Origin of the sequence: Streptomyces sp. ISL-98, assembly GCF_018614055.1 — a bacterium.
GTDB lineage: Bacteria > Actinomycetota > Actinomycetes > Streptomycetales > Streptomycetaceae > Streptomyces > Streptomyces spiramyceticus.
In genome coordinates, this window is record NZ_JAGGPB010000003.1 from 24,777 (window position 1) to 38,508 (window position 13,732).

Genomic DNA, 13,732 nt, shown 5'->3' on the forward strand with positions numbered 1-13,732 from the left:
GTAACCGAGCGTATGTGATCGCATACGACGCGTCATCGGCGTGCGGAGGCAACTCCCCACGCCGAGTGCGCTGTTCACCCCACCCACCTGCGAGGAGCACCGACATGGCCACCGCGCCCCGCCCCCGCACCACCACCCGCGACCCCGGAGAACTCGGCCGTCGGCTCACCGCCTGGCTCGGCACCCGGCTGCCCGGCGCCGAAGTCACAGGCGTCGGCGTCCCCGAGTCCAACGGCATGTCGAGCGAGACCCTGCTCTTCGACATCGAGCACCCCGAACCGCCGCTGCGCGCCTGCGCGTTGCGACTGGCCGCCGACCCGGACGCGTACACCATCTTTCCCACGTACGACATGGCACGCCAGCACCGCACCATGAGCCTGGTCGCGGAGCACACGGATCTGCCCGTGCCCCGTGTGCTCTGGCTGGAGGAGGACCCGGAGCCGCTGGGGGCGCCCTTCTTCGTCATGGAGCGCGCCGAGGGCCGCGTGCCGCCGGACGTCATGCCCTATACGTACGAAGGGAACTGGCTGCACTCCGCCACCGACGCGCAGCGCGCCCGCCTGGAAGAGGCCTCGGTCTCGCTGATCGCCCGGCTGCACGACCAATTCCCCGTGAAGGAGGCGGAATTCCTGGCCGCTCCCGGCGAGGGAAGCGCACTGCGCCGCCATGTCGAGGCCCAACGCGCCTACTACAACTGGGTAGTGGCAGGGCTGCCCGCCTCCCCGCTCATCGAGCGCGGCTTCGACTGGCTGGCGGAGCACTGGCCCGCCGACGAGGGCGAGCCGGTGCTCAACTGGGGCGACGCACGCATCGGAAACGTCATCTACGACGGCTTCGAGCCGGCGGCCGTACTCGACTGGGAGATGGCGGCCGTCGCCCCGCGCGAGGTCGACCTCGGCTGGATGGTCTATCTCCACCGCTTCTTCCAGGACCTGACGGTGAGTTTCGGCCAGCCGGGCCTGCCGGACTTCCTGCGCCGCGACGCCGTCGAGAGGCGCTACGCCGAACTGACCGGCCACACGCCCCGCGACATGGAGTTCTACACGCTGTACGCCGCCCTGCGGCACGCCGTCGTGATGCTGCGCGTCGCCTACCGGCAGGTGCACTTCGGTGAGGTCCGGGTCCCCGCGGACCCGGACGCGATGATCCTGCACCGGGCATCGCTCGACACGATGGTCCGGGGAACGTACTGGAGTGAGCCCTGACTTCAGGCAGCGTGCCGCAGCTGCGCCTTGACGGGACGCGAGCCCGGACCGCCGACGTGCGAGAAGGGCTGCGTCCGCCAGTCCAGCTCCTGAGGGAGCGTCAACAGCAGTGCGGTGTCCTGCTCCTGGACCTCGAGCGTCTCGTCGGCGGGCTTCGCGTCCGCCGCCGGGCGGCCGGTGCCCGCGCATGCCGTGAGCCCGAACGGGTTCCACGGAGTGGGGCACTTCGCGTGCTCGGGCAGGACGGTCTCGTCCGCCAGCAGCGCGATCGGCTGGGCACAGTCCGGGCAGATCACCCGGTACATCTCAAAAGTGTCGTAGTCGTCGAGAAGATCATCGTCGTCGACGGATTCAACAGGCTCCGGTTCAGTACGTCCGGTGCGCTTCAGGCTCTGCATGGAGACACTCCCCCTCGGGTGGGCCGACAAGGCGCTGCGGCCTCGACCACAGCAACCAATTCCCGCCGCACACGCGCGGTAACCGCGCAGCCGCCGCGGACACGGCCGCAGGCCTGTGGCATTCGTCACATGCCGCCCGCAGGTGCCCGCCGGGGGAGCCCCAGGCTGTGCCTGGAGCGCTGGGGGGCATAGGTTGATCCGCTATGGAGGAGCTGGATCGTCAGATCGTGGATTTGCTCGTCAAGGACGGGCGGATGAGCTACACCGACCTGGGCAAGGCCACGGGCCTGTCCACGTCGGCCGTGCACCAGCGGGTGCGCAGGCTCGAACAGCGGGGCGTCATCCGCGGCTATGCCGCCGTTGTCGACCCCGAGGCCGTCGGGCTGCCGCTCACCGCGTTCATCTCGGTGAAACCGTTCGACCCCAGCGCCCCCGACGACATCTCGGAACGCCTCGCGGGCGTCCCCGAGATCGAGGCGTGCCACAGCGTGGCGGGCGAAGAGAACTACATCCTCAAGGTGCGCGTCGCCACCCCGCTCGAACTGGAGCACCTGCTGACCCGCATCCGTTCCCTGGCCGGCGTGTCCACCCGTACGACCGTGGTCCTCTCCACCCCGTACGAGGCCCGCCCGCCACAGGTCTGACCCCGGGCACAGAACACCCCTTCCGAGGGGCGAGACTGGTCCCCATGACCGAGCACAACGCCCCCCGGGCCGAACACCGCACCGTGCTGCTGCGCGGTGGAGACGTCCACAGCCCCGCCGACCCCTTCGCCACCGCGATGGTCGTCGAGCGGGGACACGTCGCCTGGGTCGGCTCCGAGGGAGCGGCCGACGCCTTCGCCTCGGGTGTCGACGAGGTGATCGACCTCGAAGGCGCCCTGGTCACCCCCGCCTTCACGGACGCACATGTGCACACCACGTCCACCGGTCTCGCCCTCACCGGCCTCGACCTGTCCGGGGCGCGCTCCCTGGCCGACGCGCTGGATCTTGTACGGGCGCATGCCGCGGCCGGCCCCGCCGGCCAGATCCTCCTCGGCCACGGCTGGGACGCCACCCGCTGGCCCGAGCAGCGCCCCCCGTCCCGCGGCGAACTCGACGAAGCGGCGGGCGGACGGCCGCTGTACCTGCCCCGGATCGACGTCCACTCGGCCGTCGTCACCACCGCGCTCCTCGACCTCGTCCCCGGCGTCACAGGGCTGGCCGGCTACCACCCGGACGCCCCGCTCACGGCCGCCGCCCACCACGCCGTACGCACCGCCGCCCACGGAGCCGTCACGCCCCAGCAGCGCGCCGAGGCGCAGCGCGCGGCGCTCGCCCGCGCCGCCTCGCTCGGCATCGGCACGGTCCACGAGTGCGCGGGCCCCGAGATCTCCGACGAGCAGGACTTCACCGGCCTCCTGAAGCTGGCCGCCGAGGAGCCGGGCCCGCGCGTCTTCGGTTACTGGGCCGAACGCGTCGCGGATGCGAAGGACGCCGAGCGGATCCGGGAACTGGGCGCGATCGGCGCGGCCGGAGACCTCTTCGTCGACGGCTCGCTCGGCTCCCACACGGCCTGCCTGCACGCGCCGTACGCCGACGCCGCGCACACCGGCACCGCCCATCTCGACGCGGCGGCCGTCGCCGCCCACGTCACCGCCTGCACGGAGGCCGGACTGCAGGCGGGCTTCCACGCCATCGGGGACGCCGCGATCAGCTCCGTCGTCGACGGCGTGCGCGCCGCCGCGCAGAAGCTCGGCCTCGCCCGGATCCGTGCCGCCCGCCACCGCGTCGAGCACGCCGAGATGCTCACCCCGGACACCGTCGCGGCCTTCGCCGACCTGGGCCTGACCGCCTCCGTGCAGCCCGCTTTCGACGCGGCCTGGGGCGGCGACGAAGGGATGTACGCGCAGCGCCTGGGCGTCGAGCGGGCCCGTACGCTCAACCCGTACGCCGCCCTGCTGCGCGCCGGTGTGCCGCTGGCCTTCGGCTCCGACAGCCCGGTCACTCCGCTCGCCCCGTGGGGCACTGTCCGGGCGGCGGCCTTCCACCGCACGCCCGAGCACCGGGTGTCCGTACGTGCCGCCTTCACCGCCCACACGCGCGGCGGCTGGCGGGCCGTCGGCCGCGACGACGCGGGCACCCTCGTGCCCGGGGCCCCCGCCGACTACGCGGTCTGGCGGGCGGACGAACTCGTGGTGCAGGCCCCCGACGACCGGGTGGCCCGCTGGTCGACCGACCCGCGCTCCGGTACGCCCGGCCTGCCCGATCTCACTCCGGGCGCCGAACTCCCGGTCTGTCTGCGGACGGTGGTTTTCGGACAAACAGTTTTCGTACACCCGGACGAGTGATGTGCGCGGGGCGCGTACCGCCGATCGGTGTTCCCAGGGGTCTTCCTGCCACGTGCGTATCTTCCGCACTGACCTGGTGATTTGGGCAAACACCGCAGGTCACACGACTGTTGACAGAAAGCGGCCAGCGGCGGGTAGGTTCGGCCGAGTCCACCGCAGGATGTCCGACCGGCAAACCTCCACGCAGTCGTCGAACGCCGCTGGGTCATGGGGTGGTGCGCCGCACGGGCGCACCAGTACTCGGAGCCAGGTTCAGCGCCCGCGCCTCGGGGGCGAGGGAAGGTTTCAGCCGGGAGGATGTCCCCTCCTGCTCCTCGCGAGCTCGGGGGAGGGTGTGACCCGGGTGGGGCCCGGATGTTCAGTAGACAACGGCTCTCGGCCGACCCGCAGCCGGCGGGTCCGAGGCCGGCCCGAAGGACGCCGGGCCCCGATCCGCAGAAACGAATTTCTGTTTTCCCCGATTTCCCCGATATCGGGAAGCCTTCCGTGCGGGCCCGCGGAGCACGATCGCTATGGTGGTGCATCTGTGTACGGACATTAAGGGGCAGCAGTGAACGACGGCGGTCAGAGGCGTTACGGCCCGCTCGGCAGAGCCTTGGTGATCATTCCGACCTACAACGAGGCCGAGAACATCAAGCCGATCGTCTCCCGGGTGCGCTCCGCGGTGCCCGACGCGCACATTCTCGTGGCCGACGACAACAGCCCCGACGGCACCGGCAAGATCGCGGACGAGATCGCGGTCGGCGACGACCAGGTCCACGTCCTGCACCGCAAGGGCAAGGAAGGGCTGGGCGCGGCCTACCTGGCGGGCTTCCGCTGGGGCACCGAGCACGGTTACGGCGTACTGGTGGAAATGGACGCCGACGGCTCCCACCAGCCCGAGGAACTGCCCCGCCTGCTGACCGCCCTCAAGGGCGCCGACCTGGTCCTCGGCTCGCGCTGGGTGCCCGGCGGCCGCGTCGTCAACTGGCCCAAGCACCGCGAGATGCTCTCCCGGGGCGGCAGCACGTACTCGCGGGTGCTCCTCGGCGTCCCGATCCGCGACGTCACGGGCGGCTTCCGGGCCTTCCGCGCGGAGACCCTGGAGGGGCTCGGGCTCGAAGAGGTCGCGTCCCAGGGGTACTGCTTCCAGGTCGACCTCGCCCGCCGCGCGGTCGAGGCCGGATACAACGTCGTCGAAGTGCCCATCACCTTCGTGGAACGCGAACTGGGCGACAGCAAGATGAGCCGCGACATCGTCGTCGAGGCGCTGTGGCGGGTAACGGCCTGGGGCGTCGGCTCCCGGGCGAACAAACTCCTGGGCCGCAAGCCCTCCTCCTGATCTTTTACGCCGCCCAGGCGCCCAGCCAGGCACACTGGAAGCATGACGACCGGCTCACCGACTCCGACAGCTCCGGGGCGCTCGCGCGCCCGCACCTTCGTACCTCTTGGCGTCGCCGTCTGGCTGGTGCTCGAGATCTGGCTGCTGACCGTAGTGGCCGACGCCGCGGGCGCACTCACCGTCCTGGCGTTGCTGATCGCGGGCGTCGTGCTCGGCGCCGTGGTCATCAAGCGGGCCGGCCGCCGTGCCTTCAAGAACCTCACCGAGACCCTCCAGCAGCAGCAGTCGGGCGCGACGCCCGCCCAGCGCGAGGGCAGCAGCGGCAATGGCTTCCTGATGCTGGGCGGCCTGCTGCTGATGTTGCCCGGCCTGATCTCCGACGTGGCGGGGCTGCTGCTCCTCGTGCCGCCCGTGCGTTCGCTGCTCGGCAGGTACGCCGAACGGTCGCTGGAGCGCAGGATGCGCGCGGCGACTCCCGGCAGCCTGGGCGACGCTTTCCAGCAGGCCCGTATTCACCGCCCGGACGGCAAGGTCGTACAGGGTGAGGTCATCAGGGAGGACGGGGCGCCCGCGCCGCGACGCGACGACGGCCCGAGGCCGCCGATCGCCCCCTGATCAAGAATCTTGGGCCCAGGATCATGGGCCGGAGATCATTGGCCGGAAATGAAGCCGGAAATGAACAAGAGCCGCGGGGGTGTGACACAGACTCGCTGTGTCACACCCCCGCGGCTCTTGCCGTTGTGCTGACTGCCGTCAGGCGCAACGCCGAAGCATTACGCGGACTTGCGGCTGTCCCGCGGATGCACCGCAATGTTCATGGCGCCTGAACGCAGTACCGCAAGCCTCTCGGCCAGGACCTCTTCGAGCTCCTCGCGGGTGCGCCTCTCCATGAGCATGTCCCAGTGCGTACGCGCGGGCTTGCCCTTCTTCTCCTCAGGCCCGTCGCCGTCTACAAGGAGTGCCTGGGCGCCACACGCCTTGCACTCCCACTCCGGCGGAATTTCTGCCTCAACCGAGAACGGCATCTCAAATCGATGTCCGTTCTGGCATGCGTACTCCACCGCCTGGCGCGGGGCCAGATCGATGCCGCGGTCCGTCTCGTAGCTGGTAACCACAAGTCGCGTGCCGCGGAGAGCTCGCTCACTCATGAATCGTGCCTCCCGGGCTTGTCGCCCACAGGACAGGTGTCGCTGTCGTCGTCATCCGGTCAACGTCCGGTCGGCGGTAAAGATTCCCGTTGCGGGTCATGCGTCGCCCGTCGTGCCGCCCCTTGTTGTACCCACCAGTGCCCGGTTTGTCACTTCTGGCAGCAGATGTCACCCAGCGTTGTCGATGTCCGAGCGCGCAGTAACGGTCCGCCTGGCAGGCCAAAGGCGTACACTACCGGCCTTTCACTTCAAGCACTAAATCCGCTCCGGTACGGGGTTTCCCGCCGCCTCCACAGCTCGCCGTACAGGCACCCGTGCGAGTAGTACGAAGCCCAGCGCGAAGAAGGCCACGAGAGAGATGATCGCATCCCGGTAGCTGCCGGTCAGCTGGTACGCGAGGCCGAAGACCAGCGGTCCCAGCCAGCTCATTCCCCGGTCGCTCATCTCGTACGCCGAGAAGTACTCGGCCTCCTTGCCGCGCGGCACCAGGTGGGAGAAGAGCGAGCGGGACAGGGCCTGGCTGCCGCCCAGCACCAGCCCGATCGCCGACGCCAGGGCGAAGAACCAGACCGGAGCCCCGGCCGGCAGGAAGTAGCCCGCGCCGATCGTCAGCGTCCAGGCCGCGAGGGAGCCGAGGATCGTGCGCTTGGCCCCGAAGCGCTGGGCCAGGCGGCCCATGCCCAGCGCGCCCGCCACCGCGAGCACCTGCACCAGCAGGATGGCAGTGATGAGGGTGGTCTGGTCGAGGCCCAGCTCCTCGGACCCGTAGATCGAGGCCTGCGAAATGACCGTCTGTACACCGTCGTTGTAGACCAGATAGGCCAGCAGGAAGGACAGCGTCAGCGGATGGCGGCGCATGTCCTTGATCGTCGCGACCAGCTGGCGCCACCCCGCACCGACCCGGCCCGCGGCCTGCGGCTCGCTCCGCTCCACCCGGCGGTCGCGCAGCCGCCGCAGGGGTATGAGCGTAAAGGCGCCCCACCACAGGCCGGCCGAAGCGAGGCAGATCCGTACCGCTGTCCCCTCCGAAATCCCGAAGCTCTCATGGCCGGAGTAGAGGACGAGATTGAGGACGAGGACGAAGGCGCCCGATGTGTAGCCGAACGCCCAGCCCCGTGAGGAGACTCTGTCGCGCTCCTCGGGCTCGGCGATCTGAGGGAGATAGGCGTTGTAGAGCACCATCGCGACGGACTGGGAAGCGTTGGCGACGATCAGCAGGAACGCGCCCAGCAAATAGCGCTCCCCGTCCAGGAAGAACATGCCCGCTGTAGCGGTCGCTCCCAGGTACGCGGCGGCAGCGAGCAGCGGCTTCTTTCTGCCCGTACGGTCCGCGACCGCGCCCACCAGAGGCATGACCAGAACGGCCACTACGACCGATACGGAGACGGTGTACGCGAAGAGAGAGCCCGCCCGCACCGGGATGCCCAGCGGGTGGACGAAGCCGTCCGCGTCGGCGGCTGCCTTGGCGACCGTCGTCAGGTAGGGGCCGAGGAAGACGGTGAGCACGCTCGTCGAGTAGACGGAGCAGGCGAAATCGTAGAAATACCAGCCCTGTTGCTCGCGTTTGCGGGCGGTGGCCCCGTCCGTACGGTCCACGGTGTCAGTTCTCACCGTGCGCCCCCCTCGCTCGTCCCCGTGCCGGTGCGGGCCACGGGGCGTGCGGGTCAGTTCCAGGTACCCCGCTCGGTCAGCACCGTGCGCAACGTCTCGATGTGATCCGTCATGATGCCATCCACGCCGAGGTCGAGGAGCGCCGTCATCCGGCCCGGATCGTTGATCGTCCAGACGTGGACCTGCAGGCCGAGGGCGTGCGCCGTCCGCACGAAGCGGCGGTCGACCACCCTGATGCCGTTCTGTACCTCGGGAACCTGAGCGCATACGGCGCTGCGGCGCAGGGCGGCGGGCACCGAGCGTGCGCGCAGCCACAGACCCAGGACGCCTGTGGTGCCGTACGAGGTGGCGAGGCGGGGGCCCGCGAGGCGCTGCGCCCTGGCGACGCGGTTCTCGTTGAACGACCCGACGCACACCCGGTCCCAGGCCCCGGTCCTGCGGACGAGGTCGACCAGCGGGCCCAGGGCGGGCTCCGCCTTGATGTCCACATTCCAGCGGGCGTCCGGGAACTCCTCCAGCAGTTCCTCGAAGAGGGGCAGCGGTTCGGTGCCCGCCACGCGCGCCCGGCTGACGTCCCTCCAGGGCAGCGCGGCGATGCGCCCGCGCGCGTCCGTCACCCGATCGAGGGTCGCGTCGTGGAACGCGACGAGCCGGCCGTCCGCCGTGGCGTGCACATCGGTCTCGAAGTAGCGGTACCCGGAACCGGCAGCGCGCCTGAAGGCCGCCGCCGTGTTCTCAAGACCGTCACCGGCCCCGCCCCGGTGCGCGAAGGCGATCGGAGCGGGGTGGTCCAGATAGGGATGGCGTACGCGAATCACCGGGGGATTATTGCGCGTTCCTGTGTATGCGTGGCGACGACCGTACTGCGGGAGCCCGGCGAGGGGACGGCGAAGAAGCGCAGGAAGAACTGCGCGAGCGGCCCGATCGCGAGCGCGTAGACCACGGTCCCGGCGCCGACCGAGCCGCCCAGGGCGAAACCGGCGGCGACGACGGCGACCTCGATGGCGGTACGCACGAGCCGGATGGAACGCCCGGTGAGCCGGTGCAGCCCGGTCATCAGCCCGTCCCGCGGACCCGGCCCGAAGCGGGCGGCGATGTACAGGCCGGTCGCCAGCCCGTTGAGCGCGACGCCACCGAGCATCAGCGGAACCTGCCCGGCGAGTCCGTGCACGTCCGGCACGAGGGCCAGCGTGCCGTCCATCGCGATGCCGATCACCACGACGTTGGAAACGGTGCCGAGGCCCGGGCGTTGCCGGGCCGGGATCCAGAGCAGCAGGACCGCGGCGCCCACGATGATCGACACGACTCCGATCGTCATCCCGGTCCGCTCGGCGAGCCCCTGGTGCAGCACTCCCCAGGGTTCGAGGCCGAGGCCCGCCCGTACGAGGACCGCCGAACTCACTCCGTACAGCACCAAACCGACGTACAGCTGAATCAGCCGACGGGTGAGTTCTCTGGACAAGGAGTGCTCCCTGGGTAGTGCTGGTGGACCGACACGTGACACCCTGTGGCTTGGCAGGAGATGCCATCCATGGCCAATTCGGGTTAGGTGGACTGGAAATCATGGCTCAGTGGACTTCAGCGGTCGGGGTGGCTCAGCTCGCCAGGCAGCTCAATGCCCAGCAGCCCCGCCCCGCGGGGCCCGGTACGCGCAAGCCGCCGGCCTACCGAGCCCTCGCCGACGGCATAAGGCTGCTCGTCCTGGAAGGACGCGTTCCGGTCGCTGCCCGGCTCCCTGCCGAGCGCGAGCTCGCCGTGGCGCTGGCCGTCAGCCGTACGACCGTGGCCGCGGCCTACGAGGCGCTGCGCGCGGAGGGCTTCCTGGAGTCGCGCAGGGGAGCAGGCAGCTGGACCGCCGTCCCGGCCGGCAATCCGCTGCCCGCCCGGGGCCTCGAACCCCTGCCGCCCGAGTCCCTCGGCTCGGTGATCGACCTCGGGTGCGCCGCCCTGCCCGCGCCCGAGCCGTGGCTCACGCGCGCGGTCCAGGGCGCCCTGGAGGAGCTGCCGCCGTACGCGCACACCCACGGCGACTACCCGGCGGGCCTGCCCGCGCTGCGCGAGATGCTCGCCGACCGCTACACCGCGCGCGGCATCCCGACCATGCCCGAGCAGATCATGGTCACCACGGGCGCGATGGGTGCGATCGACGCGATCTGCCATCTCTTCGCGGGCCGCGGCGAACGCATCGCCGTCGAGTCGCCGTCGTACGCGAACATCCTTCAGCTCATGCGCGAAGCGGGCGCCCGGCTGGTGCCCGTCGCCATGGCCGAAGGGCTCTCGGGCTGGGACCTGCCGCGCTGGCGCCAGGTCATGCGCGACGCCGCCCCCCGTCTCGCGTACGTCGTCGCGGACTTCCACAACCCGACCGGCGCCCTGGCCGACGAGGAGCAGCGTCGCGGGCTCGTCGACGCGGCGCGCTCGGCAGGGACCGTACTCGTCGTCGACGAGACCATGTCGGAGCTGTCCCTGGACCTGGACGAGGGCGTCGGCATGCCGCGGCCGGTCTGTGCCTTCGACCCGGCGGGCAGCACGGTCCTGACGGTGGGTTCCGCGAGCAAGGCGTTCTGGGCGGGCATGCGCATCGGCTGGGTCCGGGCGTCGCCCGATGTGATCCGCAGCCTGGTGGCGGCGCGCGCGTACGCCGACCTCGGGACGCCGGTCCTGGAACAGCTCGCCGTCACCTGGCTGATGAGCACGGGCGGCTGGGAGCAGGCCGTGGGCATCCGCCGTACCCAGGCACGGGAGAACCGCGACGCGCTCGTGGCGGCGGTGCGCAGGGAGCTGCCCGACTGGGAGTTCGACGTTCCGCGCGGCGGGCTGACGCTCTGGGTCCGTACCGGCGGGCTTTCCGGATCGCGGCTGGCCGAGATGGGCGAGCGGGTCGGCGTACGGGTGCCTTCCGGGCCGCGTTTCGGTGTCGACGGTGCGTTCGAGGGGTATGTGCGGCTGCCGTTCACCGTGAGCGGCCCGGTGGCGGACGAGGCCGCCGTGCGTCTGGCGGCGGCCGCGAGGCTGGTGGAAAGCGGAGCGAGCTCCGGTTCGGAAACGCCGCGGACCTTCGTCGCCTGACAGGTCGCCGGACAAGGCCGCTCGGGAGCTTGAGAGGTCGCTTGCCGGGGGCTCAGCCCTCGGCAGGCACCGGTTCCGGTCCGTGGACCGGGGCCTGGCCCTGGGCCGGAGTCTGAAGTCCCGGACCGGGATCCGGCTCCGACGGCTCCGGTTCCGGCTCCGACTCCGGCCCCAGCTCGGGCTCCGGAAGTACCTGGTACTCGGGGAGCAGGTCGAGTACGGCCTGCCGGTGCGCCTCGCTCGTCGCGTCGTCGTACGGGTCGGGCGTCGCCGGGACCTGGAGCCGCATCACAGGCCCGGTGCCCAGCCGTGCGTAGCCCCGGCCGGGCGGCACGTCGCGGGTCGGTGTGGTGTGCGGCGGCGCTCCCAGTACGGCTTCCACCTGGGCGGGGACCGCCGGGCCGAGCACCGCACGTGCGCGCGTGTGCGTCCGTACGCTCTCGCTGAGGGCTTCCATGGTGTCGAACTGCTCGGCCACCACCACCGTCACATTCGCGGCCCTGCCGTGCCGCAGCGGCACCTGGAGCAGCTCCTGGGGGTCGGTGCGCCCGTCGGCCGCAGCCAGATGACCGAAGACGCTCGGCCGGTCCAGCAGGATCCACAGCGGCCGCCTGGTGTCGTCGGGCGCCGGATGCCCCGACTGACGCGCCCGGTTCGAGGCGATGAGCCGCCGCTCCGTCTCGTGCGCGGCCCACTCCAGGCTGGCCAGCGCACCTGTGAGGCCGCATTCGACGGCCAGAACGCCCCTGCGCCCGGTGAGGCAGGCGTACTCGCCGGTACCGCTGCCCTCGACGATCACTACGTCGCCGTGCTGGAGGGCCTGCAGCGCGATCGAGCGCAGCAGACTGGTCGCACCGCTCCCGGGCTGTCCGACGACGAGAAGGTGCGGCTCCGTCGAGCGCGCACCCGTCCGCCAGATCACCGGGGGAGCGTCATTCGTCTTGTCTCCCTGAGTGACCGGCACAGTGCGCTGGACCGCATCGGCGTCGGTGAAGCCCAGCACGGTCTCACCGGGCGTGGTGACGAAACGCTGTGCCGCGATGGAGGTGGGGAGTCCGGGGAGCACCTTCATGAGCAGCAGGTTGCCCTCCTCGTCCCAGTCGAAGTGGTACTCGCGGCCGCGGCCCGACTTGGTGTGCAGGAGCTGCTCGATGCGCCGGCGGCTCGCGGCTTCGCCGTCGGTGAAGTGCGCCGGGTACTGCACGAGGAGCCGGACGAGCCGTCCGTCCTCGAAGGTGTACTCGCAGAAGGCCTTGTCCCACTCGCCGCCGTGGGTGAACAGAGGGCTGGGGTCGTCGGCCACCGCGAAGTACGGGACCAGGGCTTCGTAGATGGCCCGGAGCCGGTCGGTCTCGGCCGGGCTGGGACCGGCGTGCACCGCGATGTATCCCCTTCCCTTCCAGGCGGCCGCGCCCATCACCGTAATCAGGGCGAGCAGCGGCCCGTACGGGATGAGCGCGACCACCAGGACGATCGCCGCCACCAGAAACAGCGCGGAACCACGCCGCTCCTTGGGCGTATCGGTCCACTTGCACCGGCCGGCGGCAGTCAGCTGCCGCAGGCCACGGGTGATGACGATGAGCGGATGGAGGACGTCGGTGGCGCTGTCGGCTGCAGTGCGCGCGATCTCGCGGCTGCGGGTGATCGAAGCACTGCCGCTGCTCAGAATGCGGGGGAGTGGACGAATTCGCCGGGCCACTTCGGTCTCCTGGGGGTGTTGAAGCGGTTACGGCAGGTCAGAACTTGATCCCGCCCAGAAGGCTGGCGAGGCTGGCGCCTCCTGCCTTGATACTCGGGGCGATCGCCGTACCCGCGAGGTAGAAGCCGAACAATGCGCAGACGAGCGCGTGGGACGCCTTGAGGCCGTCTTTCCGGAAGAACAGAAAGACGATGATTCCAAGCAGCACGACGCCTGAGATGGACAGGATCATGTGGGTCTCCTGGTTGATGGGGACAGTCACCCTGAGTTCTTCCAGGCTCACAGCATGTATCTATACGGCAAAAGGTGCAAATGGGTTACTTTTCAGTTTTTTCACTGGACTGGCCGATGATGGTCCGCTCGCGTGGATCTTTGCCGCAGGTGGGCCGGGTCATGTCGTCCGACGGGCAGTACCCTGACGATTCACTCGTACGGCGCTGCTGCCGTACGCACAGGTCACAGCAGTGAACGGCAGAGGAGGGCGGTCCGTCCGATGAGCGAAACCCCGGATCCCGAAGTGGTCGAACTGGCTACGAAGATCTTCGACCTGGCACGCCAGGGAGAGGCCGAGGCGCTTGCCGCGTACGTCGACGCAGGCGTATCCGCGAACCTCACCAACGACCGGGGCGACTCCCTCGTGATGCTCGCCGCCTACCACGGCCACGCGGCGGCGGTCGACGCCCTGCTCGCCCGCGGCGCCGACCCGGACCGGGCCAACGACCGCGGCCAGACGCCCCTCGCCGGCGCGGTATTCAAGGGCGAGGACGCGGTGATCCGCGCCCTCCTGAGCGGCGGTGCCGACCCGGCCGCCGGAACGCCGTCCGCGCTGGACACGGCACGCATGTTCGACAAGAAGGACCTGCTGGAGCTGTTCGGCGCCCAGTGAGGGCCGCCGCCGCGGGGCGCCGTAAATGTGGTCGCGTCGGCGAAATGGCTGGGTCATCATGACGTC

14 protein-coding genes are annotated in these 13,732 nt (G+C 70.5%); 7 read left to right on the top strand and 7 right to left on the bottom strand.

Translation table 11 applies throughout. From position 1 onward, the window contains the following. Window positions 1–104 precede the first annotated feature (104 nt). On the top strand, window positions 105–1,205 hold the full coding sequence (locus J7I98_RS02975; RefSeq protein ID WP_214916278.1) for a phosphotransferase family protein: 1,101 nt from the start codon (window positions 105–107) through the stop codon (window positions 1,203–1,205). Window positions 1,206–1,207: 2 nt separating this feature from the next. Here J7I98_RS02975 and J7I98_RS02980 read toward each other — a convergent pair whose 3' ends face one another. Further along, entirely contained in the window at window positions 1,208–1,603 is a 396-nt protein-coding gene (locus J7I98_RS02980) for a hypothetical protein (protein ID WP_214916281.1), read from the bottom strand. Window positions 1,604–1,806: 203 nt separating this feature from the next. Between J7I98_RS02980 and J7I98_RS02985 the strand changes: the two genes are divergently transcribed. The 4 genes from J7I98_RS02985 to fxsA all read left to right on the top strand — a co-directional run bounded on the left by J7I98_RS02985 (window position 1,807) and on the right by fxsA (window position 5,868). Beyond that, the gene (locus tag J7I98_RS02985; RefSeq protein ID WP_028814025.1) at window positions 1,807–2,247 is read left to right on the top strand and encodes an Lrp/AsnC family transcriptional regulator; all 441 of its coding nucleotides are present in this window, start codon (window positions 1,807–1,809) and stop codon (window positions 2,245–2,247) included. A 44-nt stretch (window positions 2,248–2,291) separates the two neighbouring features. After that, window positions 2,292–3,932 carry an amidohydrolase gene (locus J7I98_RS02990; protein WP_214916284.1) on the top strand — a complete coding sequence of 547 codons (1,641 nt, stop codon included), beginning with the start codon at window positions 2,292–2,294 and terminating at the stop codon, window positions 3,930–3,932. Window positions 3,933–4,482: 550 nt separating this feature from the next. Further along, window positions 4,483–5,253 (top strand): polyprenol monophosphomannose synthase, encoded by a 771-nt coding sequence (locus J7I98_RS02995; protein WP_214916328.1) that lies wholly within the window; start codon window positions 4,483–4,485, stop codon window positions 5,251–5,253. Window positions 5,254–5,295: 42 nt separating this feature from the next. Beyond that, window positions 5,296–5,868, top strand: a complete 573-nt coding sequence (fxsA, locus tag J7I98_RS03000) for an FxsA family membrane protein (protein WP_214916331.1) — start codon at window positions 5,296–5,298, stop codon at window positions 5,866–5,868. 158 nt (window positions 5,869–6,026) lie between these two features. On the opposite strand, the gene J7I98_RS03005 is transcribed toward fxsA, so the two are convergent. The 4 genes from J7I98_RS03005 to J7I98_RS03020 all read right to left on the bottom strand — a co-directional run bounded on the left by J7I98_RS03005 (window position 6,027) and on the right by J7I98_RS03020 (window position 9,474). Beyond that, entirely contained in the window at window positions 6,027–6,401 is a 375-nt protein-coding gene (locus J7I98_RS03005; protein WP_003959706.1) for an RNA polymerase-binding protein RbpA, read from the bottom strand. A gap of 255 nt (window positions 6,402–6,656) precedes the next feature. Beyond that, window positions 6,657–8,012 (bottom strand): MFS transporter, encoded by a 1,356-nt coding sequence (locus J7I98_RS03010; protein ID WP_214916334.1) that lies wholly within the window; start codon window positions 8,010–8,012, stop codon window positions 6,657–6,659. A gap of 53 nt (window positions 8,013–8,065) precedes the next feature. After that, the gene (locus tag J7I98_RS03015) at window positions 8,066–8,827 is read right to left on the bottom strand and encodes a glycerophosphodiester phosphodiesterase (RefSeq protein WP_374225062.1); all 762 of its coding nucleotides are present in this window, start codon (window positions 8,825–8,827) and stop codon (window positions 8,066–8,068) included. Continuing rightward, the gene (locus J7I98_RS03020) at window positions 8,827–9,474 is read right to left on the bottom strand and encodes a YitT family protein (protein ID WP_214916340.1); all 648 of its coding nucleotides are present in this window, start codon (window positions 9,472–9,474) and stop codon (window positions 8,827–8,829) included. The genes J7I98_RS03015 and J7I98_RS03020 overlap by 1 nt, the downstream gene beginning before the upstream one ends. A gap of 101 nt (window positions 9,475–9,575) precedes the next feature. Here J7I98_RS03020 and J7I98_RS03025 point away from each other — a divergent pair, with 101 nt between their 5' ends. Next, window positions 9,576–11,081: a PLP-dependent aminotransferase family protein gene (locus tag J7I98_RS03025; protein ID WP_214916353.1), complete on the top strand. Its 1,506-nt coding sequence runs from the start codon at window positions 9,576–9,578 to the stop codon at window positions 11,079–11,081. Between the two features lie 52 nt (window positions 11,082–11,133). On the opposite strand, the gene J7I98_RS03030 is transcribed toward J7I98_RS03025, so the two are convergent. Continuing rightward, a complete protein-coding gene (locus tag J7I98_RS03030) occupies window positions 11,134–12,780 on the bottom strand; it encodes an ATP-binding protein (RefSeq protein ID WP_214916383.1) in 1,647 nt (548 codons plus the stop codon). Window positions 12,781–12,817: 37 nt separating this feature from the next. Further along, window positions 12,818–13,012, bottom strand: coding sequence for a hypothetical protein (locus tag J7I98_RS03035; protein ID WP_018534760.1), 195 nt, complete (start codon window positions 13,010–13,012; stop codon window positions 12,818–12,820). A gap of 261 nt (window positions 13,013–13,273) precedes the next feature. Here J7I98_RS03035 and J7I98_RS03040 point away from each other — a divergent pair, with 261 nt between their 5' ends. Beyond that, the gene (locus tag J7I98_RS03040; protein ID WP_214916386.1) at window positions 13,274–13,666 is read left to right on the top strand and encodes an ankyrin repeat domain-containing protein; all 393 of its coding nucleotides are present in this window, start codon (window positions 13,274–13,276) and stop codon (window positions 13,664–13,666) included. Window positions 13,667–13,732: the final 66 nt, after the last annotated feature.